The following is a 24,850-nucleotide window of genomic DNA, read 5'->3' on the forward strand; positions in this document are numbered from 1 at the left end:
CCATTGAAACGCGGTCGCAAAGTCAAAATTCTTGCCACTCTCGGGCCTGCTTCGAATACCGAAGAGATGATCGAGAAGCTTTACACGGCAGGTGCGGACGTTTTCCGCATCAATATGAGCCACTCCAGCCATGATATGATGCGGGATCTGGTTCAGAAGATTCGGAATGTAGAGAAAAAAGTTAAACGGCCAATTGCTATCCTTGCAGACTTGCAGGGCCCTAAATTGCGTGTTGGCATGTTCAAAGACGGATCGGTAGAACTTAAGCCGGGCCAAATATTCACAATGGATAATAATCCAGCTGAAGGCGATAATACCCGCGTTCACCTGCCGCACCCTGAAATTTTGGAAGCTGTGCAGCCTGGTCACCGTCTGTTGGTTGATGATGGCCGCTTGAGCCTTATTGCGGAAAGTTCAGATGGAAAATCCATCACTTGTAAGGTTGTGTCCGGCACAAAAATATCAAACAAAAAAGGTGTCAGCCTTCCTGATACGACACTTGCAACAGGCGCGTTGACTGAAAAAGATCATGCCGACCTTGAAGCGGTGCTTAAAGAGCCTGTTGACTGGGTTGCGCTATCGTTCATTCAGCGCCCTGAAGATCTGGCAGAAGTTCGCAAAATTTCTAAAGGCCGCGTGGGCCTTCTTTCTAAAATCGAAAAGCCGCAAGCTGTTGAACGCATTGATGAGATCATCGAGCTTTCTGATGCTGTTATGGTGGCACGCGGCGACCTTGGTGTTGAATTGCCGTTGGAAGCTGTTCCGGGCATTCAAAAACAGATCACACGTAAAGCCCGTGCCGCAGGCAAGCCTGTTGTTGTTGCAACGCAGATGCTGGAATCAATGATTTCTGCGCCAGTGCCAACACGTGCCGAAGTGTCTGATGTTGCAACGGCTGTTTTTGAAGGCGCCGATGCTGTGATGCTTTCTGCTGAATCTGCAGCTGGCGATTATCCTGTTGAAGCTGTGACGATGATGTCGCAAATCGCTTCAAAAGTTGAAAAAGACCCGACTTATCCAGGTATTCTAAACGGCCAACGCGCTGCACCAGAGGCAACCGGTTCTGATGCGATTTCTGCTGCATCTCGCCAAATTGCTGAAACGCTTGATTTGAGTGCAATCCTTTGTTTCACCTCATCGGGTACGACTGGACTTCGCGCTGCGCGTGAACGCCCAGCGGTGCCAATCATTGCGCTATCGCCAGTCGTTGAGACTGCACGCCGCCTTGCTTTGACTTGGGGTCTTTATTGTGTGGTGACACGGGACGCGACCGACTTGGATGATATGGTCGATCTGGCATGCCGCATTGCTTATGATGAGGAATTCGCCAAACCGGGTGACCGCATTATCATTTCTGCAGGCGTGCCGCTTGGTACACCGGGTTCAACCAATATGCTTCGCATTGCCTATATCGGGTCTGATGGATTGTCCGGTATTTAATTCGAAGATTTAATATAATAACGGTCACAGACTAACTGTCTGTGACCGTTTTTTGTTCGAGTTCCATACGGACTTTGTCACGGAACTCTTCATTGTCGAGGCAATTTTCGACAGGGCCGAATGCATCATTGGCAACTTTGACCTCCAGTGCATCGCGCATGGCAAATAGGTCGTTTGATGCACCAGCCAAGTTTTCCAATGCAGCGACCATGATGTCAGAGGCTATGTAATCTGATTTGTGGCCGACATTTTTAATCCAAACCAATGTTGAATTTTCAATGTCAGCATCCAGTCCGCGTGAATGGATTTCTGGTAATACGATTGCATCTCTGTTCCCTGTGACAATGATAGACGGCGTTTTAATCTCTTTGTAGCGCGGTGAAACTTCGCTGACATAATCATAAAGGCTTGCGACATCGGCCGCGTTATTGCGGAAATGATAGGGCCGTAAAACCAGCCGCACGGCAGTTTTGTTTGTGTAATCTGGCGTTGGCTCGTTTGGCGCAAACACACAGGCCGTGCCGCCTGCCAATTGGCGTCGTCCGGCAGGCAGGGCCAATGTTTCGCTAAATATATGTCCGATGATCGGCATTGCTGTTAAATTGTAATACCAGCTTACGCCGCCTGGCCATGGATGGCTGACAGGTGACATCAACAATGTGCCAATCGTCTTGTCTGGATGATTAAGCGCAAAGCTGAGCGTGACAATGCTGCCAAAAGAATGACCGGCGATTATCGCCTTTTCAATGCCAAGGCTATCGAGCAATGCTGCAATGGTGGCAGCTTGTCCGTCAGGGCGGTCATTGGTTGAGGGGCCACGCTTTGAGTAGCCGTGGCCGGGGCGATCTATAAAGAGCATCTCGGCGCGGCCTTTAAGAGCTTCGCCATAGATCGACATTTGGTCGCGTAAATTGCCGCTGGCGCCGTGGAGAAACACAATAGGCGGCAGATCTGCATCACTATCGTTTTTGATGTGAATATAATGCAGCTTCGTGTTGTTGACGGTTTTGAACCTACCGATGGGCGGGTTAGCGCGTTCGATCTGCCAAACGCCTAACCGCGTTATGCCTGCGAGCAAAAACAAAAGCGCCGCAAGGAAGAATGCGAGGGCGTATATAATATTCATATCAGTCACTTATTTTATGTATGGGCGCAGTGGTTACGCTTGGTACGGCCAAATAGTTTCTTTTATCAGGTTAAGCTGGATCGCCGCTCAGTTCATCATAAAGGCGGATAACGGCATTTTGGCCAGGGCGCATGGCTGGATATACGTCAAGTACACGCTGCCAAGCATCAAGCGCGGCTTGTTTGTTGCCTGATTGCTCAAGAATATTAGCCATGCCTGACAGGGCACCGAAATGGCGCGGCTCTAACGCAAGCACTTTTTGAATGTCAGCCATCGATTTATTGTAGTTTGACATCGCATAGTGCAGCGTTGCGCGCCTGTTCCAGCCTTCTGCATAATCGGGCTGGCGCGTTATGACTTGGTCAAGGAGGTCGAGCGCAATGTTGAAATCCTTGCGCTTGGTTGCCTCATCTGACCAGTGCATCAGAAGATCAATGCTGGCGCTTCCAGAGCGAAACCATTCGGACCAAATATTGCTGGCCAAGCGATTTGCTGCGCCCGGTGAACGCGTCTTTTTCAATTGGGTAAAAAAATCATCTATGCGCTTTTCGCGCTCTGATTTTACCGCTTCGCTAGCAAGGGGAACATCGTCGACCTGCGGTATGATCGAATCATCGGGTGGCTGAACCGATTCTAACGGTTCATCAAATGGCAGGGTGAGCTCATCATCACGTTCCTGCGCATAGGCAGGGCTACCGGTGATTGAAACCAGTGATAAAAAGCAAATCGAAAATGGCAAAGCAAAAAAGCGCATAAAACCAATCTATGGTTTAGATGCGCTTCGTCAAATGCAAATATTTGTGATCGCCGCAAAAGTTGGTACTTTGCGGCAATTAAAATAACAAATTAGCCCTGGCGTGCTTTAAAGCGCGGGTTTTGCTTGTTGATGATGTAAACGCGACCTTTACGACGAACCAAACGGTTGTTGCGGTCACGGCCTTTTAACGCTTTGAGCGAATTTGTAATTTTCATTTTCTTTGCTCTGTCTTGGTTTAGTTGACTTGGGTCAAGCCAAACAAAAACGCGCCATTGGCGCGCAGAATTAAGTTGCTGGTGGATACATATATTTGATGGCACATGTCAACCGGTATCGCTGAAAATATAGCTGAATTTACCGCTATTTATGAGTCAGCAGCCGTGTGAAATGACCCATTTTGCGGCCTTCACGTGCTTCAGCCTTGCCATAATTGTGCAAAACAACGTTCGATTCGTTGGCCAATGTGATCAATTTTTCAATGTCGTTGCCAAGTAAATTTTCCATGACGCAATCGCTATGGCGGTGCTGTTTTGCCAGCGGCCAGCCGATACAGCAGCGAATATGTTGCTCAAATTGGGAAACGCTACAGGCAGCTTCTGTCCAATGGCCGGAATTATGCACGCGCGGTGCAAATTCGTTCGCAATCAAGCTGCCATCGGCCATGACGAAGAATTCTAGTCCCAGCGTGCCGACATAATCGAGCGCGTTTATCAGGCGCGTTGCTTCACCGATTGCCTCATTCTTTGTGGCTTGAGATACAGAGGCGGGAACGGTGGACGAAAACAGAATGCCATTCTTGTGGATATTTTCTGCCGGTTCAAAACACGTCACGCTACCATCGCGACCACGGCTCGCGATAACAGAAATTTCGCAGGTAAAATCAACAAAACCTTCAAGGATCGCCGGTGCGCCTTTAAAGTCTTCGATCGCTTGGGCAGCAGATAAGTCACTTTTCTCACCTGAAAAGCGGATTTGACCTTTGCCATCATAGCCGAAACGGCGGGTTTTTAAGATACCACGTCCACCAAACTCTAACAGTGCTGCTTCGAGCGCTTCTGCGTTTTCAATGTCACGATAAGGTGCTGTTTTAAGACCTGATTGTTTTAGAAATTCTTTTTCAACCAAACGGTCTTGAGAAATGCGTAATGCGCGTGCGGCTGGATAAACCGCAATGTTTTTCGCAAGGGCTTCGACAGCGGCAACATCGATATTTTCAAACTCATAAGTGACTACGTCGCTCATTTCAGCAAGACGTGCCAAACCATCTGCATCATCATAAGCAGCTTGGATATGGGTGTTTGTTACCTGTGAAGCGGGGCAATCTTGCTGCGGCTCGAGCACAACTGTCTTAAATCCAAGGCGTGCTGCTGATAGCGCCAGCATACGTGCCAATTGACCGCCGCCAATAATACCGATTGTTGAACCGGCGGGGAGGGGCTTTGTCATGATCTAGCTTTCGTTTGATGGATATTGTGCAACACGGGCAGTATTTGCGGCGCGCCAATCGTTGAGGCGGTCAGCCAATTCATCATCGGTGATCGCAAGAACGGCGGTTGCTAATAATGCTGCATTAATAGCGCCAGCTTTGCCGATTGCCAGTGTTCCAACCGGAATGCCGGCCGGCATTTGAACGATGGAGAGAAGCGAATCTTGGCCCGATAGCGCTTTACTTTGAATAGGAACACCAAAAACAGGAAGAGGTGTGAGCGCAGCTGTCATGCCCGGCAAATGCGCCGCGCCGCCTGCACCCGCAATAATAACCGAAAAACCTTCTTCTTTGGCTGTTTTGGCGAATTCATACATGCGCTCAGGCGTGCGGTGGGCCGAAATGATGCGTGCTTCATAAGCAACATCCAAATCGTCCAACATATTGGCGGCATGTTCCATGGTTGGCCAATCAGATTGGCTACCCATAATGATCGCGACTTTGTGTTCAGTCATAAGAGGCGGTCTTTCTGGCTTTAAGCGATAATATCTGGCAGGATTTGATCTTCCAACTGCGTAAGCTTGTCCTTTATGGCAAGTTTTTTCTTCTTCATGCGTTGGATTTGTAGTGGATTACAGCCTGCAGCCACCATGGCGGTAATAGCAGCATCAAAGTCAGAGTGTTCTGTTTTGAGACGTGCATGAGACAAGCGCAGCTCAGCTTCTTCCTGATATGACATGGTTGTTTTCCTGCTTGGCTTGCTGTGATTCAGTAACTGTTAAGTGCTCCTTTATCATAGAATTAGAGAATAGAAAATCCTACTAAGAAGGGTTCGACAAAGTGCGGATTATCTGACAACATTTTAGTGTTATCAACGTCACAATTGGAGGTATTTATATGTCTATATCAGGCCATCTTGATTCATTGCAGCGTAAACACGGGGCATTGGAAGCGGAGATTGCAGACATTAGCGCGAGTCCTTTACCGGACCAAACGCGGGTCAGTGCACTGAAAGTGAAAAAACTCCATTTGAAAGAGCAAATCGAAAAACTAAAATCATCACAAATGGATGAAACGAAACACTAATTCCTAAAACATGTAGACCGAACTAGGTCACATATAACGTGCAGCTGCATATATCTAAGATCAATGATTTCATATATGCGGCTGTTTCTCTTTAGATTTATAGATCAAGCTGAATGTAAGCTTTGTGCGCTGAACCCGCTGGGCATAAATCGCCAATCCTTCAAATATCACCCCAAACCACACCGTGGCGGCTTAATTCATCCATAAAATGAAGCTGATTGGCCGTGCCAGTGGTTACAGTCCATCATTCTAACGTTGCCAAAGCTCTAAATTTGAGCAAAACGTCATCGCGCCGCATTGCGGTCGAGATTGACCTGCAAAATATTGCGTAACAAATTGTGAGATTGACTATGACAGACAGCATCGAAAACCGCCCACGTCTGGTGTTAATTACACCGTCAGATATTGGCGATGATGTATTAATTACACAAATTCAGGCAGCTTTATCGGGCGGTGATGTCGCTTCAATTATCGTGCCTCAATATGAGCTTGATGAAGACCGCTACCAAAATTTGCTCAGCGCGATCGTGCGCGATGGCCAAGCGGAAGGTGTTGCTGTTGTTTCTGCTGGTGACACGCGCATTGCGGGCCGCTGCGAAGTGGATGGTACGCATGTTCTTGGCGGATATTCAGAGGTGCGCACAGCGCTTAAGGAGTTTGGCCATAAGTGGATTGTTGGTTCGGGTGGTGCTGAAACCAAGCATGCCGCTTTGATGATGGGTGAAGAAAATCCCGATTATGTTTTCTTTGGCCGATTTGGGCAGGATACACATAGCGAACCGCATAAGCGCAATCTGGAATTGGCGACATGGTGGTCTTCGGTTGTTGAAGTGCCGTGTATTCTTATGGGCGGCAATGATTTGGCGTCGCTTGAAATGGCTGCGCAAACAGGTGCGGATTTCGTTGCGCTTTCGTCAGCCATTCTTGGCGATGGCATTGATGCCAAGGCTGCATGTGCGCAAGCGAATGAAGTTTTACAGACATTTGTTTTTGCTGACGGTGAGGATTAATGATCAAATTGGTTCCAAAGGTTCGTTTGTATCTTGTGGCTTTGTGCCTTGTCGCGCAGCCATCTTTTGCTGCCGAAAACCCTTTTGAACCTGCACCTGTGGGCGTTGAGAATCCTAAGGGCAATGAACCGGCGTTATCGCGGTTTGGTGAAAAACCTGCGGATGAAGCCTACGGCGCTTTTCAGCGCGGATATTATATAACAGCGCGCAATCTTGCGCTTCCGCGCGCTGAAAAAGGCGATGCTGCCGCACAGACACTTCTTGCGGAGATTTATTCGCGCGGCCTTGGTATTCCGCGTGATCCAGAATTGGCTGGAGAGTGGTATGAAAAAGCGGCGGCTCAAGGTGTGCCCGAAGCGCAATTTCAATATGCTCTTTTATTGTTGGAACGCGGCGATGCAGATTCAGTACCGCGCGAAGAAGCGGTGCGCTTGATGAAAGCTGCGGCTGATGCTGGCAATGCGATGGCGCAATTCAATTATGCCCAGCTTATTATTGCGCACAGCCCTGGCTTTAAGGGGCAGGTTGATGCGTTTAAATATTATCGCCGTGCTGCAGAGCGCAATGTGCCCGATGCACAATATGCGGTTGCTCAATATTACACCGCTGGAACGGGTGATGTGCAGGTCGATCTTACCGAAGCACGCAAATGGTTGGCACGCGCAGCCGTTCACAATTTCGATTCTGCACAATTAGAACTGGGTAACATGCTGCTCAGCGGGGTTGGCGGTGAACGGGACTTAAAAGCTGGTTTTGGCTGGATAAAACGTGCTGCTGTGACCGGAAATGTCGCCGCGCAGGTTGCGTTGGCGAAACTATATTGGGCCGGCATTGGTGTTGAGGCTGATTCAAAAGAAGCAGCAGCATGGTATGTTCTTGCGCGCCGCGCTGGCATGCGCGACCGAGTGTTGGATGATTTTTGGGAAGGCATATCGGGCGAGGTTCAGCAGGCTTCTATCGAACGGGCGAACCGTTTGCGATAAATTCAGGCAACTCAAAAATGCGTGCCCATCTTGCATATTTGCGGCTTTTATGGTCATGAACCGCAAAATGATGTGCTGAAGCACCATTGACCAATTTAACGTAAGAGTGCGCAGCGTCACTCTGCTAATCATAAACGAGATGAGCTATGAAGATTAACGGCAACGAAATTAAGCCGGGCAATGTTATTGAGCACAATAAAAGCCTGTGGGTCGCGGTTAAAACCAATGCGGTGAAACCGGGCAAGGGCGGCGCGTTCAATCAGGTTGAATTGAAAAACCTGATTGATGGCTCAAAACTCAATGAACGTTTCCGCTCTAGTGAAACAGTTGAAAAAGTTCGCCTTGAGCAACAGGACTACCAGTTTCTTTATGAACAAGACGGCGCATTGGTTTTCATGGATTCTGAAACCTATGAGCAGCTTGAACTTCAACGTGATTTCGTTGGTGACCGCGCAGCATTTTTGCAAGACGGCATGATTGTTACGGTTGAAAGCCACGAAGAAAAGCCAATTGGTATTCAATTGCCGGGCCAAGTGACGCTTGAAATCACCGAAGCTGATCCTGTTGTTAAAGGCCAGACAGTGTCTTCATCATATAAGCCTGCAGTGTTGGAAAATGGTGTGCGTGTTATGGTGCCGCCATTTATCACTGCTGGCGAAAGAATTATCGTGGATACGACGGATGTTACTTATGTAAAGCGTGCTGAAAGTTAAGCTTGCCTGCTGATATCTTTATGCCGGTTACTCGGTGTCCACTTACTTAAAAACGTTTTAGGAATATAAAATGGCTCGTTCTGCCCTGATGAATGTAATGGTCCAGGCCGCTGTGAAAGCTGGCCGCGGACTATCACGCGACTTCGGCGAAGTGCAAAATTTGCAAGTGTCCGTGAAGGGACCGGGCGATTTTGTTAGTCAGGCGGATACACGCGCTGAGAAAATTCTTTTTGAAGAATTAGAAAAAGCTCGTCCTGCATTTGGTTTTCTTATGGAAGAGGGCGGTGTTAAAGAAGGCACCGATCCTCAAAGCCGCTGGATCATTGACCCGCTTGATGGCACCACTAACTTTTTGCATGGTATTCCGCATTTTGCCATTTCCATTGCGCTAGAGCGGCACGGGGTTATTACAGCTGGCCTTATCTACAATCCAGTTACTGACGAAATGTATACCGCTGAACGTGGGGGCGGGGCATTTTTGAATGACCGCCGTCTTCGCGTTGCCGCACGACGTGAACTAACAGATTGCGTTGTTGCTTGTGGCTTGCCGCATCTTGGACGCGGCGATCACGGAAAATTCTTGATTGAGCTACGCAATGTTATGAACAATTGTGTTGGCGTGCGGCGCGGCGGCGCAGCTTCACTTGATTTGGCTTATGTTGCCGCTGGCCGTTATGATGGCTATTGGGAAAACCATTTAAGTGCTTGGGATGTTGCTGCAGGTATTATTCTGGTGCGTGAAGCCGGTGGTTTCGTCTCTGACGTCAATGGCGGGCAAACGATGCTGGATGCAGGCAATATTCTTGCAGGCAATGAATATATTCACAAGCAGCTTGGTGAAACTGTTCGCAAACCGCTCAAAACAGCAAAATAGTAATTATCGCCTTCTCTTGCCATTGACGCTTTCAATTTAGCCATAGTTTCTACTATGGTTGGTTTGTGAATTTGGTGCAGGTGCTTCGGCACCTCTAAGAGTGGGAGACGATGATCGATGGCGATCAATGGTCCTGACGATCAGGCGGCGATAGATACGCGCCGTAAATTCGATCCGTATAGGCTTTCAAATCCGCAGGTATTCCTGCTGTCGATGGTGATATTTCTCGTTATTGTTGGCTTTTTAGCTGCCATATTATATCGCCAAATATCGACAGCCTTTGTTACCAATCCCGGCTTGAACGGCCTTATTCTTGGCGTTCTTTTCGTTGGTGTGGTTCTCGCATTTCTTCAAGTTGTCAGGCTTTTCCGTGAGGTTGGCTGGGTCAATTCTTTCAAATCTGGCGATACGGTGAATGCAGCACGCAAAGAACCTGTGCTCTTAGCGCCCATGCGTTCGTTGCTAAGCCGCCAGCAATCTGTGTCCATCAGCACAGTTTCGATGCGCTCCATTCTGGATTCCATCGGTACGCGCCTTGATGAAAGCCGCGATACCTCACGCTACCTCATTGGCTTGCTCGTGTTCCTCGGCCTTCTGGGCACGTTTTGGGGCTTGTTGCAGACGATTGGTTCGATTGGTGCAACCATTCAGTCGCTTGATCCTAGCTCTGGCGATGCCAATGATATTTTGGATGCGCTGAAAGCTGGTCTTGCTTCGCCTTTAGAGGGCATGGGCACAGCGTTTTCTTCATCCTTGTTTGGTCTATCTGGCTCATTGGTTCTTGGTTTTCTTGATCTGCAAGCGGGGCGCGCACAAAACCGTTTCTACATAGAGCTTGAAAACTGGCTTTCTTCGGTCACGGACCCCGATTCAGGTGCAGCCCTTGCTGTTGCAGGCGGCGATACTTCAAACTTGAAAGCGATTACTGAACGTTTGACTGCAATGCAAAGTGAAAGCGGCGGCGGTAACCAACGCCAGAATGCAGCACTTGGTTCGCTTGCAGAGGGCATACAGGGGCTGGTTAAGTCGATGCGCAGTGAACAGCAGATGATGCGTGATTGGGCCGATGCGCAAGCCAAAGAGCAAAAAGCAATTCGTGAAACACTGACTGAATTATCTCAAGCAATTCAGAAGCTGTCAAAGGACAAATAGATGGCTTTGGCACGCAGAAGACGCGGTAACTCTCAGGTCGATTATTGGCCAGGCTTTGTGGATGCTTTATCCACATTGCTGCTTGCGATCATGTTTCTTCTGTCTGTTTTTGTGCTGGCGCAATTTTTACTCAGCCAAGAAATTACCGGAAAAGACGCTGTTCTGAACCGGCTTAACGCCCAAATCAATGAATTGACCAGCTTATTAGCGCTTGAGCGATCTGATCGTCAGGATATTGAAGATCAATTGCTCAGCCTTCAAAGTTCTTTGCAAACCAATGAAGCAGAGCGCTCGCGCCTACAGCAATTATTGGCTGGCGGTGCAGGTGCAGCGCAAGAAGCCAATGAACGCGCCGGGTTGCTATCAGAAGAGCTGGATGACGAGAAACAAATTAGCCAGCGTGCGCTTAGTCAGGTTGAGCTTCTCAATCAGCAAATTTCTGCCTTGCGCAAACAGATTTCTGCGCTGGAAAGTGCGCTTGATATTTCTGAGAAACGTGATGATGCCGCGAACGCTAAAATTGCCGATCTTGGCAAGCGCTTGAACGTTGCTCTGGCCCAGCGGGTGCAGGAGCTTAACCGTTATCGCTCGGACTTTTTTGGACGACTGCGCGAAATTTTGTCAGACCGCGAAAATATTCGCATTGTTGGCGACCGTTTTGTTTTCCAATCCGAAGTGCTTTTCTCTTCAGGCGGCTCTGAAATCAATGATGCAGGCCGCACAGAAATGGCAAAGCTGGCCGATGCTATCAAGCAGCTAGAGGCCGAAATTCCCGAAGAGATTAATTGGGTTCTGCGTGTTGATGGTCACACCGATGATGTGCCTTTATCGGGCAATGGACGCTACCGCGATAACTGGGAGCTTTCATCGGCGCGTGCGACATCTGTGGTCAAATTCTTGATTACGCAAGGCGTGACACCGCGCCGTTTGGTGGCGGCTGGGTTTGGCGAGTTTCAGCCGCTTGTTGAGGGTGATACGGATAGCGTTCGCAGCCGTAACCGCCGCATTGAGCTAAAACTCACCGAGCGATGAGTTCGCGACAAGGCAATATTCTATTTGAACGTTTGAGGCCGTAACCGATCAACCGGTCAATGCCGATATTATATATCAGTACTCCGGTTTTTCATCATGCAGCTTTGCCAGCGTTAAACTGCAATTGTGCTAGCCGCGCATAAACCCCATTTTCCTTGGCGGACAGCGTTTCGTGATTGCCTGTTTCAACAATTTGCCCATCATCCATGACAAGAATTCGGTCTGCCTTTAGAATTGTTGCCAAACGGTGGGCGATAACCAAAGTTGTCCGTCCTTCCATCAGTTTTTCTAATGCCTTTTGAACAAGCGTTTCATTTTCAGCGTCCAGCGCTGATGTTGCTTCATCCAGCAGGAGAATCGGCGCATCGCGCAGGATAGCGCGTGCAATGGCAAGGCGCTGTCTTTGGCCGCCAGAGAGCGTTACACCGCGTTCACCAACTTGCGTGTCATATCCCTCAGGCAGGGCTTCAATGAAGCCTTGGGCCTGCGCTGCGATGGCAGCTGCTTTGATTTCTTCTGCTGTGGCATTCGGTTTACCAAAGGCGATATTTTCCGCCACCGTTCCTGATAGAATTGTCACATCTTGCGGCACAATTGCCATGTGTTCGCGGGCTTGTTTTAGATCGAGGTCACGCACATCAAGGCCATCAATTTTAACAGTGCCTGTTTGCGGATCATATTGACGCATCAAAAGGCCGAAAAGCGTGCTTTTACCTGCGCCCGACGCACCAACAATCGCAACGCTTTCGCCGGATTTAATGTCAAATGAAAGGCCTTTTAGTGCTCTATCTTGCGGCCGCGTTGGGTAGGCAAAGGTTACATTTTCAAAGCCGACAGTGCCAAGCGCAGGTTGCGGCAAGGGCAATGGATTTTCTGGGCTTTTGATGTCGCTTTGTTCAACTAGCAATTCGCTCAAGCGCTCTGCGGCACCGGCAGCCAATTGCATTTCGCCCCATATTTCAGACAATGCGCCCAATGCGCCTGCTGCAAAAATGGCATAAAGCAAAAACTGGCCAAGGGTTCCGGGTGTCATTTCATCAGAAAGCACGCGGTTTGCACCAATCCACAAAACAGCAACCACGGATGAGAAGACCATGAAAATGGCAAAAGCAGTGAGGATGGACCGTGCACCAATAGCAGAACGTGCGGCTCTAAAAGCTGTATCGACGGCATCTGAATATTGATTTGAGGCCGCGGTTTCATTGGTAAATGCCTGAAAGCTACGCACAGCGCCAATTGCTTCGGATGCATAGGCCGAAGCGTTTGCCAAAGTGTCCTGTGCTGTTCGGCTCTTGGTGCGCACACGCCGTCCAAAGGCGATAAGCGGCAGCACGATAAGAGGAATAACACCAACGACAATACCGGCCAGTGACGGGCTTGTGATAACCATCATAATCAATGCGCCAACGCCCAAAATAGTATTGCGCAGGGCAAGCGATGCTGTTGCACCAACGGCGGATTTGATCTGTGTGGTGTCCGCGGTCAGGCGCGAGACAATTTCGCCAGACTGGGCTGTGTCATAAAAAGTGGATGAAAGCGTCATCACATTTTGAAAGACATCGCGGCGCACATCAGAAACAACGCGCTCGCCAAGCGTGATCACAAAGAAATAGCGACATGCGCTTGCGGCAGCCAAAACCATTGCAATGGCAAGCAGCATCGTAAAATAGCTGTTGACGAGGGCTGCGTCTTCACCGCTAAAACCGTGATCAATCACGCGGCGCACAGCTGTCGGCAATGCCAATGTGGTAATGGCTGCCATGAACAATGAAATAATCGCACCAGCGACCAATTTTTTGTAGCGGGTCAGATATGGCAGTAGAGCAGCAAGAGGGCGAACAGATTTCGATTTGGCACGTTGGCCGCGTTTAACATCGTTACTCATAGTCACTCGCTTGTTTGCTCTATAGACAATTTAAATTCATTGTTATGAATCGCTGCCAACAGTCTTGTGTCAGAATTATCCCTGATGTATAGGCACCTCAACAATTTTCAAAGCCGTGGGCGTTGAGTTCGCGGCTTTTCCTTTGAAACTTTGGTGGGTGCGCGACGAAATGTCCGCAATAGCACTATTAAATATTGGAGTTTTCGACATGAAAGCAGATATCCATCCTGACTACCACATGATCAAAGTGGTCATGACTGACGGTTCAGAATACACGACTTATTCAACGTGGGGTTCTGAAGGCGATACTATGAACCTTGATATTGATCCATCATCACACCCGGCTTGGACCGGTGGTAACCAGTCTATGCTGGACCGTGGTGGCCGCGTTTCTAAGTTCAAGAAGCGTTTCGATGGTCTTGGCCTCTAAGCTTTTACAGCTTTAAAGACATTAAAACCCCGTTGAGCAATCAGCGGGGTTTTTGTTTGTTCTAATGATGTCGATTAAATAGTCGCGCTTTTAAGCGAAATGCGGGTCTAGTTAGACCCGAATGCTGTTTTAAGCAGGTTCACCTGATTAAGAACCGGATTGTCTTGGCTGTAGCTTGGATATTCGGACACATCCTTGCCGTCGTCCATTGTGCGCACGCGCGCTTGGAGCCTCAGCGAACGGCGCACCAAATCAGTAAACTTTTCCGGTAGTTCATTCCAAGCGGTCACGTCTTTATTGCTTGAATTTGTGTCGAGACGAATTTTATCCTTCTCGGATCTGACTTGGTCTTCAGACATTTCGCCTGAATTTAGCGCGCGTTGCAATAACAGCCATGAGGCAAGTTGCATCAGGCGCGTCGTCAACCGCATTGATTCTGCAGCATAAAGCGTTGCGGCAACGCGGCTAAGTTTTTTGGCCTCTTCACGGCCTTCAGTTTCCAAATAGGCGGCAGTTTCTTCAACAAGCGCCATTCCCTCAGAGTAAAGCTTTGTGAAGGCAGGTGACGCAGCCTTGCGGCTCGAAAATTGGATGGTGTTCTTATGGTCTGCGTTGTTGTTCATTACCTACCCTTAGAATACTTGCAGTTGCTCAATAGCGCTTCGCTGCGCGTGTTGCACGACCACATTCCATATTCCCACAGGATCGCGCAACAACATACTTAATGCAAGGTTAACGGCCGCATGCCTGATAAGCACTGTTCAGCGTGAAAATGGCTGCTTTAAGGGGATTTGCGTTTTAATGTCTGTATTTTAACAGGAATAAACAGCGCAAAAAAAGAGAGCCGCAAAAGCGGCTCTTGAAGATATACAGGGGAGGCGTCAAACAAAGCCAAAGCCTTGATTGAGTTCGAATAAATCCGAACAAAATGGTTAATATCTTATAAGGGTTAATATGGCGTTAGCGCAGGCAATCATTTTTATTTAGGCCCGTTCAGCTTTTGAACAGAGCCTCTGCTGCACCCAAACTTTTATTTTTTGCATCTGCTTCATTTTCAAGACGCGTAATTTCTGCTTTTAGATCGCCGATGAGTTCTTTCAAATCGCCGACGGAAAGTTCATCAATCTTTTGGCCCAGCTGATAAGGCTTTTTTCTCTTAGGTTCGTTTTCGTCGTCAAACATGATGTTATCCTCACTTATAAAAACTGTCGTAAGATTAAACTCGCCACAATGCGGTGCCAAGCGAATAAGCATGTGACTAAAAGGAAGATGCGATGACCAATTCAAAAAAGATGACGGCAGTAGAAATCACTGAGCCGGGTGGTCCAAAAGCGCTGAGTGTTTGCAAACGCGATAAACCGCAGCCTTCATCCCATGAAATATTGATTGCGGTGAGGGCCGCTGGCGTGAACCGTCCCGATGTGTTGCAACGAATGGGGGTTTATCCGCCGCCAAAGGGCGCATCAGATCTTCCGGGCCTAGAGGTCGCAGGTATTGTTGAAGCGGTCGGCGATGATGTGACGCGCTTTCGTGTGGGTGATTCGGTTTGCGCGCTCACTGCCGGTGGCGGCTATGCTCAATATGTCAGCGTGGATGAGGGGAGCGTTTTGCCTGTGCCTGCGGGTTTAACAATGACGCAGGCCGCTGCTCTGCCTGAAACCTTCTTTACCGTTTGGCACAATGTTTTTGAGCGTGGCGGTTTGCGCAAAGGTGAGGTCTTTCTTGTGCATGGTGGAACTTCTGGCATCGGCACGACCGCTATCCAACTGGCCAAAGCGATTGGCGCGATCGTCATCACGACTGTTGGCTCGGTTGAAAAAGCAGAAGCATGCAAAAAACTTGGTGCTGATCATGTTATTGTATACCGCGACGAAGATTTTGTGTCTGTCGTCAAACAGGTAACGGACGGACGCGGTGCCGATGTTATTTTGGACATGGTTGGCGGCGGCTACATCAACCGCAACTATTCTTGTGCTGCTATGGATGGCCGCATTGTTCAAATCGCATTTTTAAGCGGTGCTAAAACAGAAGCCGACTTCTCAAAACTGATGATGAAGAGATTGACCCATACGGGTTCAACTTTGCGTGCTCGTCCGCTTGAGGTTAAAGCCTTGCTTGCCAAGCAACTTGAAGAACATGTGTGGCCTTTGATTGAAAACGGCCAGATTGCACCCGTGATGGATATGATTTTCCCGCTGGCAGAAGCGTGGCGCGCCCATGACCGAATGGAAGAAGGATCGCATATCGGTAAAATCGTTTTGGACGTTACATAGACCTATCATAAAAGGCGGAGCATAAGCCCCGCCTTTAAGTTGGTATGGTGTAATCAGTTTGTGGAAACTTCCAGTGGGCCTAAATTAAGGAACAATGTTTCGCCATTGGAATCATCGATGCCGTCATTGTCGGTCACTGCAAATGCGTTGCCATTTTTGTCGATTGCAAAACCTTCAATCTTGTCGACGACATAACCGCCTGTTGATTTAAGATCGGGCAGGAAGTCACGTACCAATGTCTTTTCCATAACAGGAAGTTCTTCGCCAAGTTTGGCTGGTTTTAGCTGATCAATAGAAACGCTGTAGAGCTTCTTGAGTTTAGCAGCTTCGCCGATTTGGTTGTCACGCTCGACGATATAAACGCGATCGCCAAATGCTGTGATCTCAGAAAGGCCAACCCAGCCAGCGCCTTTTTCATCCAGCGGATAGCTGACAGCGCCCCATGTTTTATCGGCAGTGTTATAGGCTGCCAACTTAACAAAACCGGCTTTGTCGTCCTGCCATTCGCGCTGGATAGCCACCCATAATGTGTCGCCAATTTTGGTCACGCCTTCTGCGCCAAAACGCTTTTCCACAGCCAGCAATTCAGGCGGGAACGCAACTTGTTCTTTAATCTCGCCATCAGCGTTTACATGGTAAAGACCGTGCGGGATCATACGGTCAGTGCGTCCTTCTGATGCGAGCCAGAAACCGCCTTCACCGTCTGTTGTGATGCCTTCTAAATCAAGCAATTGAGCATTTGCACCACCGCGCGTGACACGCGTTGCTTTGGTAATTTTTGCCGGTTTCTGATTGGCATCAATTGTGAAAATTGTCGGCTGCATCGCATAGAAGCTGTCATTGACTGCGTATAAAATGCCAGGTTTTTCAAGGTCAGCGGTTAGGCCTGATAGAGCGCCCCAACCGATTGGTCTGCCTGCATCATCCATGCCCGACACAATCATCGGATAGGATGCTTCGCCTTTAGCATATTCATACAGTGTGACATGGCTGCGCACGCCGCCATCTTCGATTAAATCTGCTTCATTGGCGATGGCCAAAAGATTGCGACCTTTGATCGCGACAGCGCCTTCTGGTGCAAGCGCCGTTGGCAAAAGCTGCGCCAATTCAGGATCTTTGCCTTCGCCCATATCTTTGTATGCGCCGACAATTGATCCGCGTTCAGACAGAATGAAAATATATTGCTGGCCGTCAAATGTTCCGACTTCCAAACCTTCTGGTTCTGCACCCTTATTGCCTGAGCGTTTTTCAGGATAATGGCCAGCCATCGCAACTTCATATTCGAACGAAAGGCCGCTGTCGAAAAGAATTTCGCCCGTTTTGCTCATGATTGTGAAGCCGCGCGAGCCGCCTTTATAGTCGCCTTCATTGGCCATAACGAGGCGATTATTATCAAGCCATTTCATTGCATCTGGCTCACGGGGAACATCTTTTAATGTGCCGTCGAAAGTCAGCGCGCCTTCTTCGTTTGTGTCCACGTTTTCAAGGTCGACAGTGCCCGCTGAAAAGTGGGAAATGATGTCGCCGGTAGATCCATTGAATACCACCACATGGTTATTCTCCTGCAATGTGACTGCCACTTCATTGGCGTCATTGATGGTTACAAATTCTGGTTCAGGATCGGTCGGTGCAATTTCTGCCAAACCGGTCATATCGGCCATGACTTTGCTGTCGCAATCGACCGCGCCATTGTTCAATTTATACGTCAAAACGAAACCCGCTGGCATTTGCGGAATAACGCCATCGTTCAAATCTTCGTCGCGCTCGTTTTCAATCGCAACGGCGATCAAAGAACCATCTGGCGATATGGCAACTGAATCTGGCTGTCCGCCAAGATCGCAGCTTTGCGCGATCGATTGATCGGCAAGATTGATGCTTAATAATTTGCCGCTTGGCTGCGTGAAGCTCTCAGATGTATTGACCGCGACAAGTGCGTTGCCGCCTTGAACAGCAACAGATGTTGGCTCGCCATCGGTGGCAATAAAACCTGCTGGCTTTGGCGCTTTAGGGTCGGCAATATCAACCATGCCAATGCCGCCTAGAGGACTATCGGAATAAACAAGCATCATGCCGTCTTCGCTCACATCGATAATCTCGGCAGAGCTTTCAGACGTCTGTTCCATATTCTCAGGAATATTCGTGTTTACCGGAAATGAAGCGATGCGGTTAAAAACTTTTGCGCTCGTTTCTTCAGCATTAACAGTTGTTGCGGCGGCGCTTGCGACCGCAATAATGGCAACGCTGCTTAATAATTTTCCTAGTTTTGGCATGTTTATCTCCTAGCCCTCATTGTTGCCAAGGCTCTGCCGCATATCGGTGAATGTTGCATGACACTCCAATGACAGTTTGATGACGGTCCACAAATGCGTAAATTGGTTGCGCTTGGCGCGCGGTTTTGATATGCGGAAGGCATATTCCGGACATTAGTGGTTTGAACCACGCCCGCGGCACCGGCGCGGACGAACAGGAAAGGTATATCTCATGGCAACTTTGCTAATGCCAAAAGCGACAGCCGTATGGTTGGTCGATAACACTGCACTGACGTTCAATCAGATTGCGACGTTCTGTACGTTGCACCCGCTTGAAGTCAAAGCGATTGCCGATGGCGAATCAGCGCAGGGCATTAAAGGTCTTGATCCTATCAATACCGGCCAGTTGACGCGTGATGAGATTGCTCGGGCAGAAGAAAATCCTGACCACGTTTTGAAAATGCAGGAATCGAAAGTGCGCGTTCCTGTGCTCAAGAAAAAAGGCCCGCGTTATACGCCGGTTTCAAAACGTCAGGACCGTCCAAATGCAATTTTGTGGCTGGTTCGTAACCACCCAGAATTGAAAGACTCACAGATTTCTCGTCTTGTTGGTACAACCAAGAATACGATCCAGCAAATTCGTGAGCGCACGCATTGGAACTCATCAAACCTTCAGCCGATTGATCCGGTTGCTCTTGGTCTTTCATCGCAGATCGATCTTGATTTTGAAGTCAACAAAGCTGCTAAAAACCGTCCAGCGGAACTCGATGTTGAAGTTGCTGGTGATGCATTGTTGCCTGCGTCACAAACCGAAGGCATGGCGCTTGAGGATGAATCTCGCAACTACAAACCTGCGAAGCCAGAAGAAGATGAGATTGATGTCGATACAGTTTTTGCAAAACTGAACGCGCTAAAATCCAGCGACGACGATTCATCAGAAGACTAAATTGTCAGTATAGAATATTTAAAAGCCGGGTGGATAAACGCCCGGCTTTTTTGTTGTCTAAAGCTTTCCTTGATCTGGCGGAATATCGCCGCATGCTTCCATCTTGCTATAAAAGTCGCGCAGCGTTTTGCCGCGCTCTACTTTGAATATGCTTCCGGTGTCGATAAACTTTGAAATTCTGTCGATGCGAAACATACGAAAATCCTCGCGCAATTCGCACCAACCAACAAATGTCCAGCCGCCACCCCAAAACCAAAGCCCAAGAGGGCGCACGGGACGGGTTGTCTCCTGATTATTTGCATCAGTATAAATAATTTGGATGCGTTGCCGCTTGTCGGCGGCTCTTTCCAGCGCGTCAATCATCTCGCGATCATTTTGCTTCATACGGTGTGTCGGCGCATGAATTTCGACGGCGTTCAAATTGTTGCGGCGGTCTATTGGCAGCACAGATTCAATTTTAATGAGGGCTTCTTCTGCTGCACGCGCCATCGCCGCGCCGCCCCAAGCTCTGGTCATGCGTGCGCCCGCGACAAGCGCCACGACTTCATCGCGCGTAAACATTAGCGGCGGCAGGTCAAAACCTTCGCGCATAATATAGCCAACGCCTGCCTCGCCATCGATTGGCACGCCAGTTGATTGCAGGTCGGCAATATCGCGGTAGATTGTGCGTTCGGAAACTTCCAATCGGTTCGCTAGTTTGGCAGCAGTGACAAGCCTGCCACCGCGCAGGTGCTGTACGATTTGAAATAGGCGATCTGCGCGGCGCATGTCAGTACTCCCTTAATTCAAATTGAACAGGCCGATAGAATTACCGTCTGGATCTGTGATGTACACGAACCGGCCTGCCGGAATTGGGATGATGGGTGAGACGACTTTGCCGCCAGCTTTTTCAACGCGCGGCATTGCATCTTCCAATGTGTCTACGCTGGTTAAATGGATTGTGTTGCCTTCGCCTTCTTTGGCAGGTTTTCCTGGGTAAATATGACCAAATACGCCTTCTGAATCAAAGCTTTTGAACCAAACAACATCGTTTGGTTGATCGTCGCTTTTCTCTGTCTTGAGCATTTTAATGCCGAGAACAGCTTCATAAAATTTCTGGCTGCGGTCTAAATCCGTGGATGGGATTTCAAACCAGCAAGCTTCGCCAGATTTACTCTTTGTGTCAGTTGGGGCGCTCATGTTCATTTCCTTTTTGGTTGATGATGAACGCACATTGGCACAGGGCTCCTGACAACATCATGTCAGGAGGGTTGGGAAATATTTTTAATCTTCGTCGTCATCTGCGGCGGCATCATCATCGGGAATTGGCACGGTATAGTTGAGCGCCATGCGTCCGCCGTCCACATGCACAATTTCGCCGGTCATATAGGATGCCTCGTTTGAGGCTAAAAATGCGACCACAGAAGCGACTTCTGACGCTTTGCCGATACGGCCCAAAGGCGTGCGCGATAAGATGCGGCCGCGCGCTTCTGGATCATTGTTTACCGATGAAAGCATCTTGGTCATGATTGAACCTGGCCCAACGGCGTTTACCCTGATGCCATGGGGTGCAAGCGAAAGCGCCATGACTTTTGTTAGCTGATTGACCGCGCCTTTGGAGATTGAATAAGGCACCTGATCGGCCAGCGCGAAGTGTCCATTGATCGATGACATGTTGACGATTGCGCCAGCGGGACCACCATTTTTCACTTTGTCGACCATGAATTTTGCAACGCCTTGGCCGCACAAAAATCCGCCCTTGATATTCACGCGCATGACGCGGTCGAAATCGTCTTCGGAAACTGTCAGAAAATCCTCGCCGTGAACAACGCCCGCATTATTGACCAAAATATCAATGTCGCCGAATTGCTCGACAACCGCGGCGATCAAATTATGCACATCAAGCCGATTGCCAACATCGGTGTGGATGAAATGCACAGGCCCGAGCGCGGACAATTCATCGACGGCTTTGCGGCCTGCCTGTTTGTCGATATCGGCAATGGCGACCTTTGCGCCATCTAAAAGCAGGCGCTTTGTAATGGCATAGCCGATGCCTTGCGCCCCGCCGGTTACGATTGCGATTTTACCATCAAGTGCCATTTTAATTTCCTTTATTACTGGCTGTGAAACTAAGGGAATGTGGCGGTGGATGGAAGGGCGGCGGCAATGTTTATATTAAGGTGGATTTTACCTCACATTATAGACATGCGTGTGCGTTCCCGCCCGATAAGAGTAGGTTGCGTTTGCGGAAAAGTATCCAACATTTATGGCGGCGCTGCCGGTAACTGAAGCGCCAGTGCGTGACATTCTTTTAAAATATTATCGACTTCATGAGCGGGGTTTGCGTGGGTGCTGGGCGGCAATCCTGGACGCAGCGGCGGCACGCGCCTTGGGCCAGCGGGGGCCGTTTTTCGTTTATCGAGTTGCTGCGCTAAACGCTTTGCCTGTTTGGGTAAATCACTGAGCGCATCTTGCAGTGCTTTGAGCCGTGCGGTGAGGGCAGCTGCGTTAAGCGGGCGATTTTGTGGTCGCGGTGCAAAAGCCGGAGTGGACACGCCGATAACGCTGATGCGCGGCAGTGATTTGTTCGGCAGTTTGAACGCTTGCGGATGGGGCGCAGCAAACCGCTTGCGGGGATCAAAAAGTTTGAAGCGCGGCGTGTGTTGCGCGGCACTTGGCTGAAATTTTGCAAAATTGGGCAGGGTGCGCGTACTGGCTTTGACCTTGGCGTTGCAAAACCGTGCCGCAATGACGATGAGCCGCCGCGCCGCGCTTTCTGCCGGACGCAGCACGCGCAAAATTGCACTGCGGCTTTGACGCGATAGGTGCGGCGTGGCCAACGCAATGAGTGCGGCCAGCACACGCAGCAAAGCATCACGATTAAGATTGATTGCCGCCTGCCAGTTCATACCGCCCCCATTGTTTGGGACGTATTATGGGGGCGGGCGTGTGGGGGTGGATAAGTTGGTGCACCTTTTCATCTCCCGCTGGCGGGAGAGGGATGTGAGGCTTCGCGCATTTGCGCGTTAGCCGCAACTGGGTGAGGGGAATTGGATGCGGCCCCTCATCCGTCTACTCGTTATCACTCGTATCCACCTTCTCCCGCTCGCGGGAGAAGGGAAGGTGGCCCACCCTCCGTCATCCTAGACCTTGAGCCTAGGACCCATTCCGTGATGCTACTCATTTTAGCCCTTTTAACTACCAAAAAGCTGAATTTCGAATACTGGCCCATTCAAAATGACCAAAGCAGTTCGAGAAAAAACAATCTGGCCCCTATTCATAAAATATCTGGACCTAAACCTTTTGCTTGTTTTAACGTGATGCTTCAGTATCAATTTAAGTCGCGAGCGCAGGGCCGCGTAATCGGGAGATCACAATGAATAAGCCAACTAATATCAACGATTACACATCTGTCGTTGAGGCGGACAAAGCCCATATCTGGCATCACCTTAGCCAGCACAAGAGATTTGAAACCGTTGACCCGCTGATGATTATTGAGGGCAAGGGCCTGCGGGTGTGGAACCAAGCGGGGCGCGAGCACCTTGATGCTGTATCGGGCGGCGTGTGGACTGTGAATGTGGGCTATGGCCGCGAAACCATTGCCGATGCAGTGCGCGACCAGCTTGTTAAAATGAATTTCTTTGGCGGCACAACCGGCTCTATTCCGGGGGCAAATTTTGCTGAAATGCTGATTGCCAAAATGCCGGGCATGAGCCGCGTTTATTATTCAAACTCTGGTTCTGAAGCCAATGAGAAAGCCTATAAATTTGTGCGCCAAATCGCGCATCAAAAATATGGCGGCAAAAAGCATAAGATTCTTTATCGCGAACGCGATTATCATGGCACGACCATTACCGCCCTATCATCGGGCGGGCAGGACGAGCGCCGCGATCTTTACGGCCCTTACACGCCAGGTTTTGTGTCTGTGCCGCATTGTCTTGAATATCGCTCGCAGTGGGGCGATGTGGACGATTATGGCATTCGCGCCGCCAATGCGATTGAAGAAGTGATCTTGCGTGAAGGCGCGGACACTGTGGGCGGGCTTATTCTTGAGCCGGTGACAGCGGGCGGCGGCGTGATTGTGCCACCGCAAGGCTATTGGGACCGTGTGCAGGAAATCTGCAAGAAATATGATGTGCTGCTGATCATTGACGAAGTGGTTTGCGGTATGGGTCGCACGGGCACATGGTTTGGCTATCAGCACTATGGTGTGAAGCCTGACATTGTGACGATGGCGAAGGGCGTTGCTTCTGGCTATGCGGCGATTTCTTGTACCGTGACAACCGAAGAAGTGTTTAACGAGTTTAAGTCTGATGCTGCTGACCCGCTGAACTATTTCCGCGATATTTCCACCTTTGGCGGCTGTACGGCTGGCCCTGCGGCGGCGATTGAAAATATGCGTATTCTGGAAGACGAGAACCTTTTGGAAAACACCACCAAGATGGGCGAATATATGCTGGAAAGGCTCGAAGAGCTGAAAGCCAAGCATGTGCTGATCGGTGATGTGCGCGGCAAGGGGCTGTTTGTTGGCGCCGAACTTGTGAGCGACCGCGACACCAAAGAACCCGTGCCGGAAAGCGTGGCGCAGGCCGTTGTTGCTGATTGCATGAAGGAAAATGCGGTTATCATTGGCGCGACGAACCGTTCGCTCAAAGGCTTTAACAATACGCTGTGTTTCTCACCGGCGCTGATTGCCACCAAGTCAGATATTGACGAGATTATTCATGCGGTTGATGGCGCGTTGACACGCGTTGCGGCTGGTTAATCTTTTACAATGTAGCGGCTTAAATGCTCGCCCCAGATGCGATAACCATCGGGGCCAGCATGAAAGCCATCACGGGCAAAGCCGCTTACATCTTCAATCGGGATGGGCTCGGAATAGAGTGCGCCGCGCTCTTCGCATAATTGTTTGCCCTTGGCGTTAATCAGCGCTGCGCGGTAGCTCAGCACTTTTGCAAGGCCGCTTGGAAGCGAGGGAAACTTCGTCATATCGGCAACGGGCGTCCAGATGATTTGCGCCTGCGGAAAGCGCGTGCGTATGGCATAAAGCAATGTGCCAAAGCTTTTCTTGAAAGTCGGTATGGCGTGGAAATTCTTCATATCGTTGGTGCCAACGGCGATAATCACATGGGTGAAATCACGTTCTTCAATATGCGGCAAAATATAATCGCGCACCAGATCTGCGGTTGCAGAATTGCCGCCAGCCGAGCGCCAAGCAACGCTTTTGCCAGTTTTGTCGTGAACCGCTTTTGCAATGTTAAAGGTGAGGGTGTGTTCCAGCTCTTCCATGCCGACACTGGCAACGGTGCTGTCGCCAAGGGTGAGGATTTTGAACGCTGGATCACCGTCGCCCAATTGACCGCTATGGGGCAGAAAAGCCGGCAGTAAGCGCTCGATGCGTCTGCGCAATTGAATGCCTTGCCAAGCATAGACCGGAAACATGAGCCAGCTAAGAAGTGATGATCTGGTGTTCGACATGGGAGTTCCGG

The 24,850-nt window shown here is 49.6% G+C and carries 27 protein-coding genes; 12 read left to right on the plus strand and 15 right to left on the minus strand.

The window, feature by feature from the left end:
• Positions 1 to 3: 3 nt before the first annotated feature.
• Entirely contained in the window at positions 4 to 1,440 is a 1,437-nt protein-coding gene (pyk, locus tag N530_RS0109880; RefSeq protein ID WP_026480574.1) for a pyruvate kinase, read from the plus strand.
• 31 nt (positions 1,441 to 1,471) lie between these two features.
• On the opposite strand, the gene N530_RS0109885 is transcribed toward pyk, so the two are convergent.
• The 6 genes from N530_RS0109885 to N530_RS0109910 all read right to left on the minus strand — a co-directional run bounded on the left by N530_RS0109885 (position 1,472) and on the right by N530_RS0109910 (position 5,488).
• On the minus strand, positions 1,472 to 2,566 hold the full coding sequence (locus N530_RS0109885) for an alpha/beta fold hydrolase (RefSeq protein ID WP_026480575.1): 1,095 nt from the start codon (positions 2,564 to 2,566) through the stop codon (positions 1,472 to 1,474).
• A gap of 70 nt (positions 2,567 to 2,636) precedes the next feature.
• A complete protein-coding gene (locus N530_RS0109890) occupies positions 2,637 to 3,320 on the minus strand; it encodes a tetratricopeptide repeat protein (protein ID WP_026480576.1) in 684 nt (227 codons plus the stop codon).
• Positions 3,321 to 3,412: 92 nt separating this feature from the next.
• Positions 3,413 to 3,538 (minus strand): type B 50S ribosomal protein L36, encoded by a 126-nt coding sequence (gene ykgO / locus N530_RS0109895; RefSeq protein ID WP_018689152.1) that lies wholly within the window; start codon positions 3,536 to 3,538, stop codon positions 3,413 to 3,415.
• 145 nt (positions 3,539 to 3,683) lie between these two features.
• On the minus strand, positions 3,684 to 4,769 hold the full coding sequence (locus N530_RS0109900) for a 5-(carboxyamino)imidazole ribonucleotide synthase (protein WP_026480577.1): 1,086 nt from the start codon (positions 4,767 to 4,769) through the stop codon (positions 3,684 to 3,686).
• A 3-nt stretch (positions 4,770 to 4,772) separates the two neighbouring features.
• On the minus strand, positions 4,773 to 5,264 hold the full coding sequence (gene purE / locus N530_RS0109905) for a 5-(carboxyamino)imidazole ribonucleotide mutase (RefSeq protein WP_026480578.1): 492 nt from the start codon (positions 5,262 to 5,264) through the stop codon (positions 4,773 to 4,775).
• A 20-nt stretch (positions 5,265 to 5,284) separates the two neighbouring features.
• A complete protein-coding gene (locus N530_RS0109910) occupies positions 5,285 to 5,488 on the minus strand; it encodes a YdcH family protein (RefSeq protein WP_026480579.1) in 204 nt (67 codons plus the stop codon).
• A 158-nt stretch (positions 5,489 to 5,646) separates the two neighbouring features.
• Here N530_RS0109910 and N530_RS0109915 point away from each other — a divergent pair, with 158 nt between their 5' ends.
• The 7 genes from N530_RS0109915 to N530_RS0109945 all read left to right on the plus strand — a co-directional run bounded on the left by N530_RS0109915 (position 5,647) and on the right by N530_RS0109945 (position 11,599).
• A complete protein-coding gene (locus N530_RS0109915) occupies positions 5,647 to 5,835 on the plus strand; it encodes a YdcH family protein (protein WP_018689156.1) in 189 nt (62 codons plus the stop codon).
• Between the two features lie 350 nt (positions 5,836 to 6,185).
• A complete protein-coding gene (locus tag N530_RS0109920) occupies positions 6,186 to 6,845 on the plus strand; it encodes a thiamine phosphate synthase (protein ID WP_035266849.1) in 660 nt (219 codons plus the stop codon).
• Positions 6,845 to 7,828 carry a tetratricopeptide repeat protein gene (locus N530_RS0109925; protein ID WP_026480581.1) on the plus strand — a complete coding sequence of 328 codons (984 nt, stop codon included), beginning with the start codon at positions 6,845 to 6,847 and terminating at the stop codon, positions 7,826 to 7,828. The genes N530_RS0109920 and N530_RS0109925 overlap by 1 nt, the downstream gene beginning before the upstream one ends.
• Positions 7,829 to 7,974: 146 nt before the next feature.
• Entirely contained in the window at positions 7,975 to 8,541 is a 567-nt protein-coding gene (gene efp / locus N530_RS0109930) for an elongation factor P (protein WP_026480582.1), read from the plus strand.
• A gap of 70 nt (positions 8,542 to 8,611) precedes the next feature.
• The gene (locus tag N530_RS0109935; protein ID WP_026480583.1) at positions 8,612 to 9,415 is read left to right on the plus strand and encodes an inositol monophosphatase family protein; all 804 of its coding nucleotides are present in this window, start codon (positions 8,612 to 8,614) and stop codon (positions 9,413 to 9,415) included.
• A 117-nt stretch (positions 9,416 to 9,532) separates the two neighbouring features.
• A complete protein-coding gene (locus N530_RS0109940; protein ID WP_026480584.1) occupies positions 9,533 to 10,567 on the plus strand; it encodes a flagellar motor protein MotA in 1,035 nt (344 codons plus the stop codon).
• Positions 10,568 to 11,599, plus strand: coding sequence for a peptidoglycan -binding protein (locus N530_RS0109945; protein WP_026480585.1), 1,032 nt, complete (start codon positions 10,568 to 10,570; stop codon positions 11,597 to 11,599).
• A 94-nt stretch (positions 11,600 to 11,693) separates the two neighbouring features.
• Here the strand turns inward: N530_RS0109945 and N530_RS0109950 are convergent, their stop codons facing one another.
• Positions 11,694 to 13,484 carry an ABC transporter transmembrane domain-containing protein gene (locus N530_RS0109950; protein ID WP_026480586.1) on the minus strand — a complete coding sequence of 597 codons (1,791 nt, stop codon included), beginning with the start codon at positions 13,482 to 13,484 and terminating at the stop codon, positions 11,694 to 11,696.
• Positions 13,485 to 13,692: 208 nt separating this feature from the next.
• Between N530_RS0109950 and rpmE the strand changes: the two genes are divergently transcribed.
• Positions 13,693 to 13,914 (plus strand): 50S ribosomal protein L31, encoded by a 222-nt coding sequence (gene rpmE, locus N530_RS0109955; protein WP_026317374.1) that lies wholly within the window; start codon positions 13,693 to 13,695, stop codon positions 13,912 to 13,914.
• 107 nt (positions 13,915 to 14,021) lie between these two features.
• On the opposite strand, the gene N530_RS0109960 is transcribed toward rpmE, so the two are convergent.
• Together N530_RS0109960 and N530_RS0109965 are read right to left on the minus strand one after the other, a co-directional pair.
• A complete protein-coding gene (locus tag N530_RS0109960; RefSeq protein ID WP_026480587.1) occupies positions 14,022 to 14,537 on the minus strand; it encodes a DUF1465 family protein in 516 nt (171 codons plus the stop codon).
• A gap of 370 nt (positions 14,538 to 14,907) precedes the next feature.
• Entirely contained in the window at positions 14,908 to 15,096 is a 189-nt protein-coding gene (locus N530_RS0109965) for a DUF1192 domain-containing protein (RefSeq protein ID WP_018689167.1), read from the minus strand.
• Positions 15,097 to 15,188: 92 nt separating this feature from the next.
• Here N530_RS0109965 and N530_RS0109970 point away from each other — a divergent pair, with 92 nt between their 5' ends.
• On the plus strand, positions 15,189 to 16,187 hold the full coding sequence (locus N530_RS0109970; RefSeq protein WP_081773936.1) for an NAD(P)H-quinone oxidoreductase: 999 nt from the start codon (positions 15,189 to 15,191) through the stop codon (positions 16,185 to 16,187).
• A gap of 53 nt (positions 16,188 to 16,240) precedes the next feature.
• Here the strand turns inward: N530_RS0109970 and N530_RS0109975 are convergent, their stop codons facing one another.
• Positions 16,241 to 18,457, minus strand: a complete 2,217-nt coding sequence (locus tag N530_RS0109975; protein ID WP_026480589.1) for an esterase-like activity of phytase family protein — start codon at positions 18,455 to 18,457, stop codon at positions 16,241 to 16,243.
• Between the two features lie 211 nt (positions 18,458 to 18,668).
• On the opposite strand from N530_RS0109975, the gene N530_RS0109980 reads away from it, so the two are divergent.
• The gene (locus N530_RS0109980) at positions 18,669 to 19,382 is read left to right on the plus strand and encodes a DUF1013 domain-containing protein (RefSeq protein ID WP_026480590.1); all 714 of its coding nucleotides are present in this window, start codon (positions 18,669 to 18,671) and stop codon (positions 19,380 to 19,382) included.
• 57 nt (positions 19,383 to 19,439) lie between these two features.
• Here the strand turns inward: N530_RS0109980 and N530_RS0109985 are convergent, their stop codons facing one another.
• From N530_RS0109985 to N530_RS0110000, 4 genes are all read right to left on the minus strand, one after another.
• Positions 19,440 to 20,150 (minus strand): YafY family protein, encoded by a 711-nt coding sequence (locus N530_RS0109985; protein WP_026480591.1) that lies wholly within the window; start codon positions 20,148 to 20,150, stop codon positions 19,440 to 19,442.
• 12 nt (positions 20,151 to 20,162) lie between these two features.
• The gene (locus N530_RS0109990) at positions 20,163 to 20,561 is read right to left on the minus strand and encodes a VOC family protein (RefSeq protein ID WP_026480592.1); all 399 of its coding nucleotides are present in this window, start codon (positions 20,559 to 20,561) and stop codon (positions 20,163 to 20,165) included.
• 84 nt (positions 20,562 to 20,645) lie between these two features.
• Positions 20,646 to 21,461 (minus strand): SDR family NAD(P)-dependent oxidoreductase, encoded by an 816-nt coding sequence (locus tag N530_RS0109995; RefSeq protein WP_018689173.1) that lies wholly within the window; start codon positions 21,459 to 21,461, stop codon positions 20,646 to 20,648.
• Between the two features lie 164 nt (positions 21,462 to 21,625).
• A complete protein-coding gene (locus N530_RS0110000) occupies positions 21,626 to 22,270 on the minus strand; it encodes a hypothetical protein (RefSeq protein ID WP_026480593.1) in 645 nt (214 codons plus the stop codon).
• A 467-nt stretch (positions 22,271 to 22,737) separates the two neighbouring features.
• On the opposite strand from N530_RS0110000, the gene N530_RS0110010 reads away from it, so the two are divergent.
• Positions 22,738 to 24,126 carry an aspartate aminotransferase family protein gene (locus N530_RS0110010; RefSeq protein WP_026480595.1) on the plus strand — a complete coding sequence of 463 codons (1,389 nt, stop codon included), beginning with the start codon at positions 22,738 to 22,740 and terminating at the stop codon, positions 24,124 to 24,126.
• Here N530_RS0110010 and N530_RS0110015 read toward each other — a convergent pair.
• Entirely contained in the window at positions 24,123 to 24,839 is a 717-nt protein-coding gene (locus N530_RS0110015; RefSeq protein ID WP_026480596.1) for an SGNH/GDSL hydrolase family protein, read from the minus strand. The genes N530_RS0110010 and N530_RS0110015 overlap by 4 nt on opposite strands.
• Between the last annotated feature and the right edge of the window lie 11 nt (positions 24,840 to 24,850).

It is taken from the genome of Ahrensia sp. 13_GOM-1096m (genome assembly GCF_000620605.1).
GTDB classification, from domain to species: Bacteria; Pseudomonadota; Alphaproteobacteria; order Rhizobiales; family Rhizobiaceae; genus Ahrensia; species Ahrensia kielensis.

Coding starts and splice junctions, on each gene's coding strand:
- N530_RS0109885 (WP_026480575.1), bottom strand. CDS start 2,566: ATGAATATTATATACGCCCTCGCATTCTTCCTTGCGGCGCTTTTGTTT.
- N530_RS0109890 (WP_026480576.1), bottom strand. CDS start 3,320: ATGCGCTTTTTTGCTTTGCCATTTTCGATTTGCTTTTTATCACTGGTT.
- ykgO (WP_018689152.1), bottom strand. CDS start 3,538: ATGAAAATTACAAATTCGCTCAAAGCGTTAAAAGGCCGTGACCGCAAC.
- N530_RS0109900 (WP_026480577.1), bottom strand. CDS start 4,769: ATGACAAAGCCCCTCCCCGCCGGTTCAACAATCGGTATTATTGGCGGC.
- purE (WP_026480578.1), bottom strand. CDS start 5,264: ATGACTGAACACAAAGTCGCGATCATTATGGGTAGCCAATCTGATTGG.
- N530_RS0109910 (WP_026480579.1), bottom strand. CDS start 5,488: ATGTCATATCAGGAAGAAGCTGAGCTGCGCTTGTCTCATGCACGTCTC.
- N530_RS0109915 (WP_018689156.1), top strand. CDS start 5,647: ATGTCTATATCAGGCCATCTTGATTCATTGCAGCGTAAACACGGGGCA.
- N530_RS0109920 (WP_035266849.1), top strand. CDS start 6,186: ATGACAGACAGCATCGAAAACCGCCCACGTCTGGTGTTAATTACACCG.
- N530_RS0109925 (WP_026480581.1), top strand. CDS start 6,845: ATGATCAAATTGGTTCCAAAGGTTCGTTTGTATCTTGTGGCTTTGTGC.
- efp (WP_026480582.1), top strand. CDS start 7,975: ATGAAGATTAACGGCAACGAAATTAAGCCGGGCAATGTTATTGAGCAC.
- N530_RS0109935 (WP_026480583.1), top strand. CDS start 8,612: ATGGCTCGTTCTGCCCTGATGAATGTAATGGTCCAGGCCGCTGTGAAA.
- N530_RS0109940 (WP_026480584.1), top strand. CDS start 9,533: ATGGCGATCAATGGTCCTGACGATCAGGCGGCGATAGATACGCGCCGT.
- N530_RS0109945 (WP_026480585.1), top strand. CDS start 10,568: ATGGCTTTGGCACGCAGAAGACGCGGTAACTCTCAGGTCGATTATTGG.
- N530_RS0109950 (WP_026480586.1), bottom strand. CDS start 13,484: ATGAGTAACGATGTTAAACGCGGCCAACGTGCCAAATCGAAATCTGTT.
- rpmE (WP_026317374.1), top strand. CDS start 13,693: ATGAAAGCAGATATCCATCCTGACTACCACATGATCAAAGTGGTCATG.
- N530_RS0109960 (WP_026480587.1), bottom strand. CDS start 14,537: ATGAACAACAACGCAGACCATAAGAACACCATCCAATTTTCGAGCCGC.
- N530_RS0109965 (WP_018689167.1), bottom strand. CDS start 15,096: ATGTTTGACGACGAAAACGAACCTAAGAGAAAAAAGCCTTATCAGCTG.
- N530_RS0109970 (WP_081773936.1), top strand. CDS start 15,189: ATGACCAATTCAAAAAAGATGACGGCAGTAGAAATCACTGAGCCGGGT.
- N530_RS0109975 (WP_026480589.1), bottom strand. CDS start 18,457: ATGCCAAAACTAGGAAAATTATTAAGCAGCGTTGCCATTATTGCGGTC.
- N530_RS0109980 (WP_026480590.1), top strand. CDS start 18,669: ATGGCAACTTTGCTAATGCCAAAAGCGACAGCCGTATGGTTGGTCGAT.
- N530_RS0109985 (WP_026480591.1), bottom strand. CDS start 20,150: ATGCGCCGCGCAGATCGCCTATTTCAAATCGTACAGCACCTGCGCGGT.
- N530_RS0109990 (WP_026480592.1), bottom strand. CDS start 20,561: ATGAGCGCCCCAACTGACACAAAGAGTAAATCTGGCGAAGCTTGCTGG.
- N530_RS0109995 (WP_018689173.1), bottom strand. CDS start 21,461: ATGGCACTTGATGGTAAAATCGCAATCGTAACCGGCGGGGCGCAAGGC.
- N530_RS0110000 (WP_026480593.1), bottom strand. CDS start 22,270: ATGAACTGGCAGGCGGCAATCAATCTTAATCGTGATGCTTTGCTGCGT.
- N530_RS0110010 (WP_026480595.1), top strand. CDS start 22,738: ATGAATAAGCCAACTAATATCAACGATTACACATCTGTCGTTGAGGCG.
- N530_RS0110015 (WP_026480596.1), bottom strand. CDS start 24,839: ATGTCGAACACCAGATCATCACTTCTTAGCTGGCTCATGTTTCCGGTC.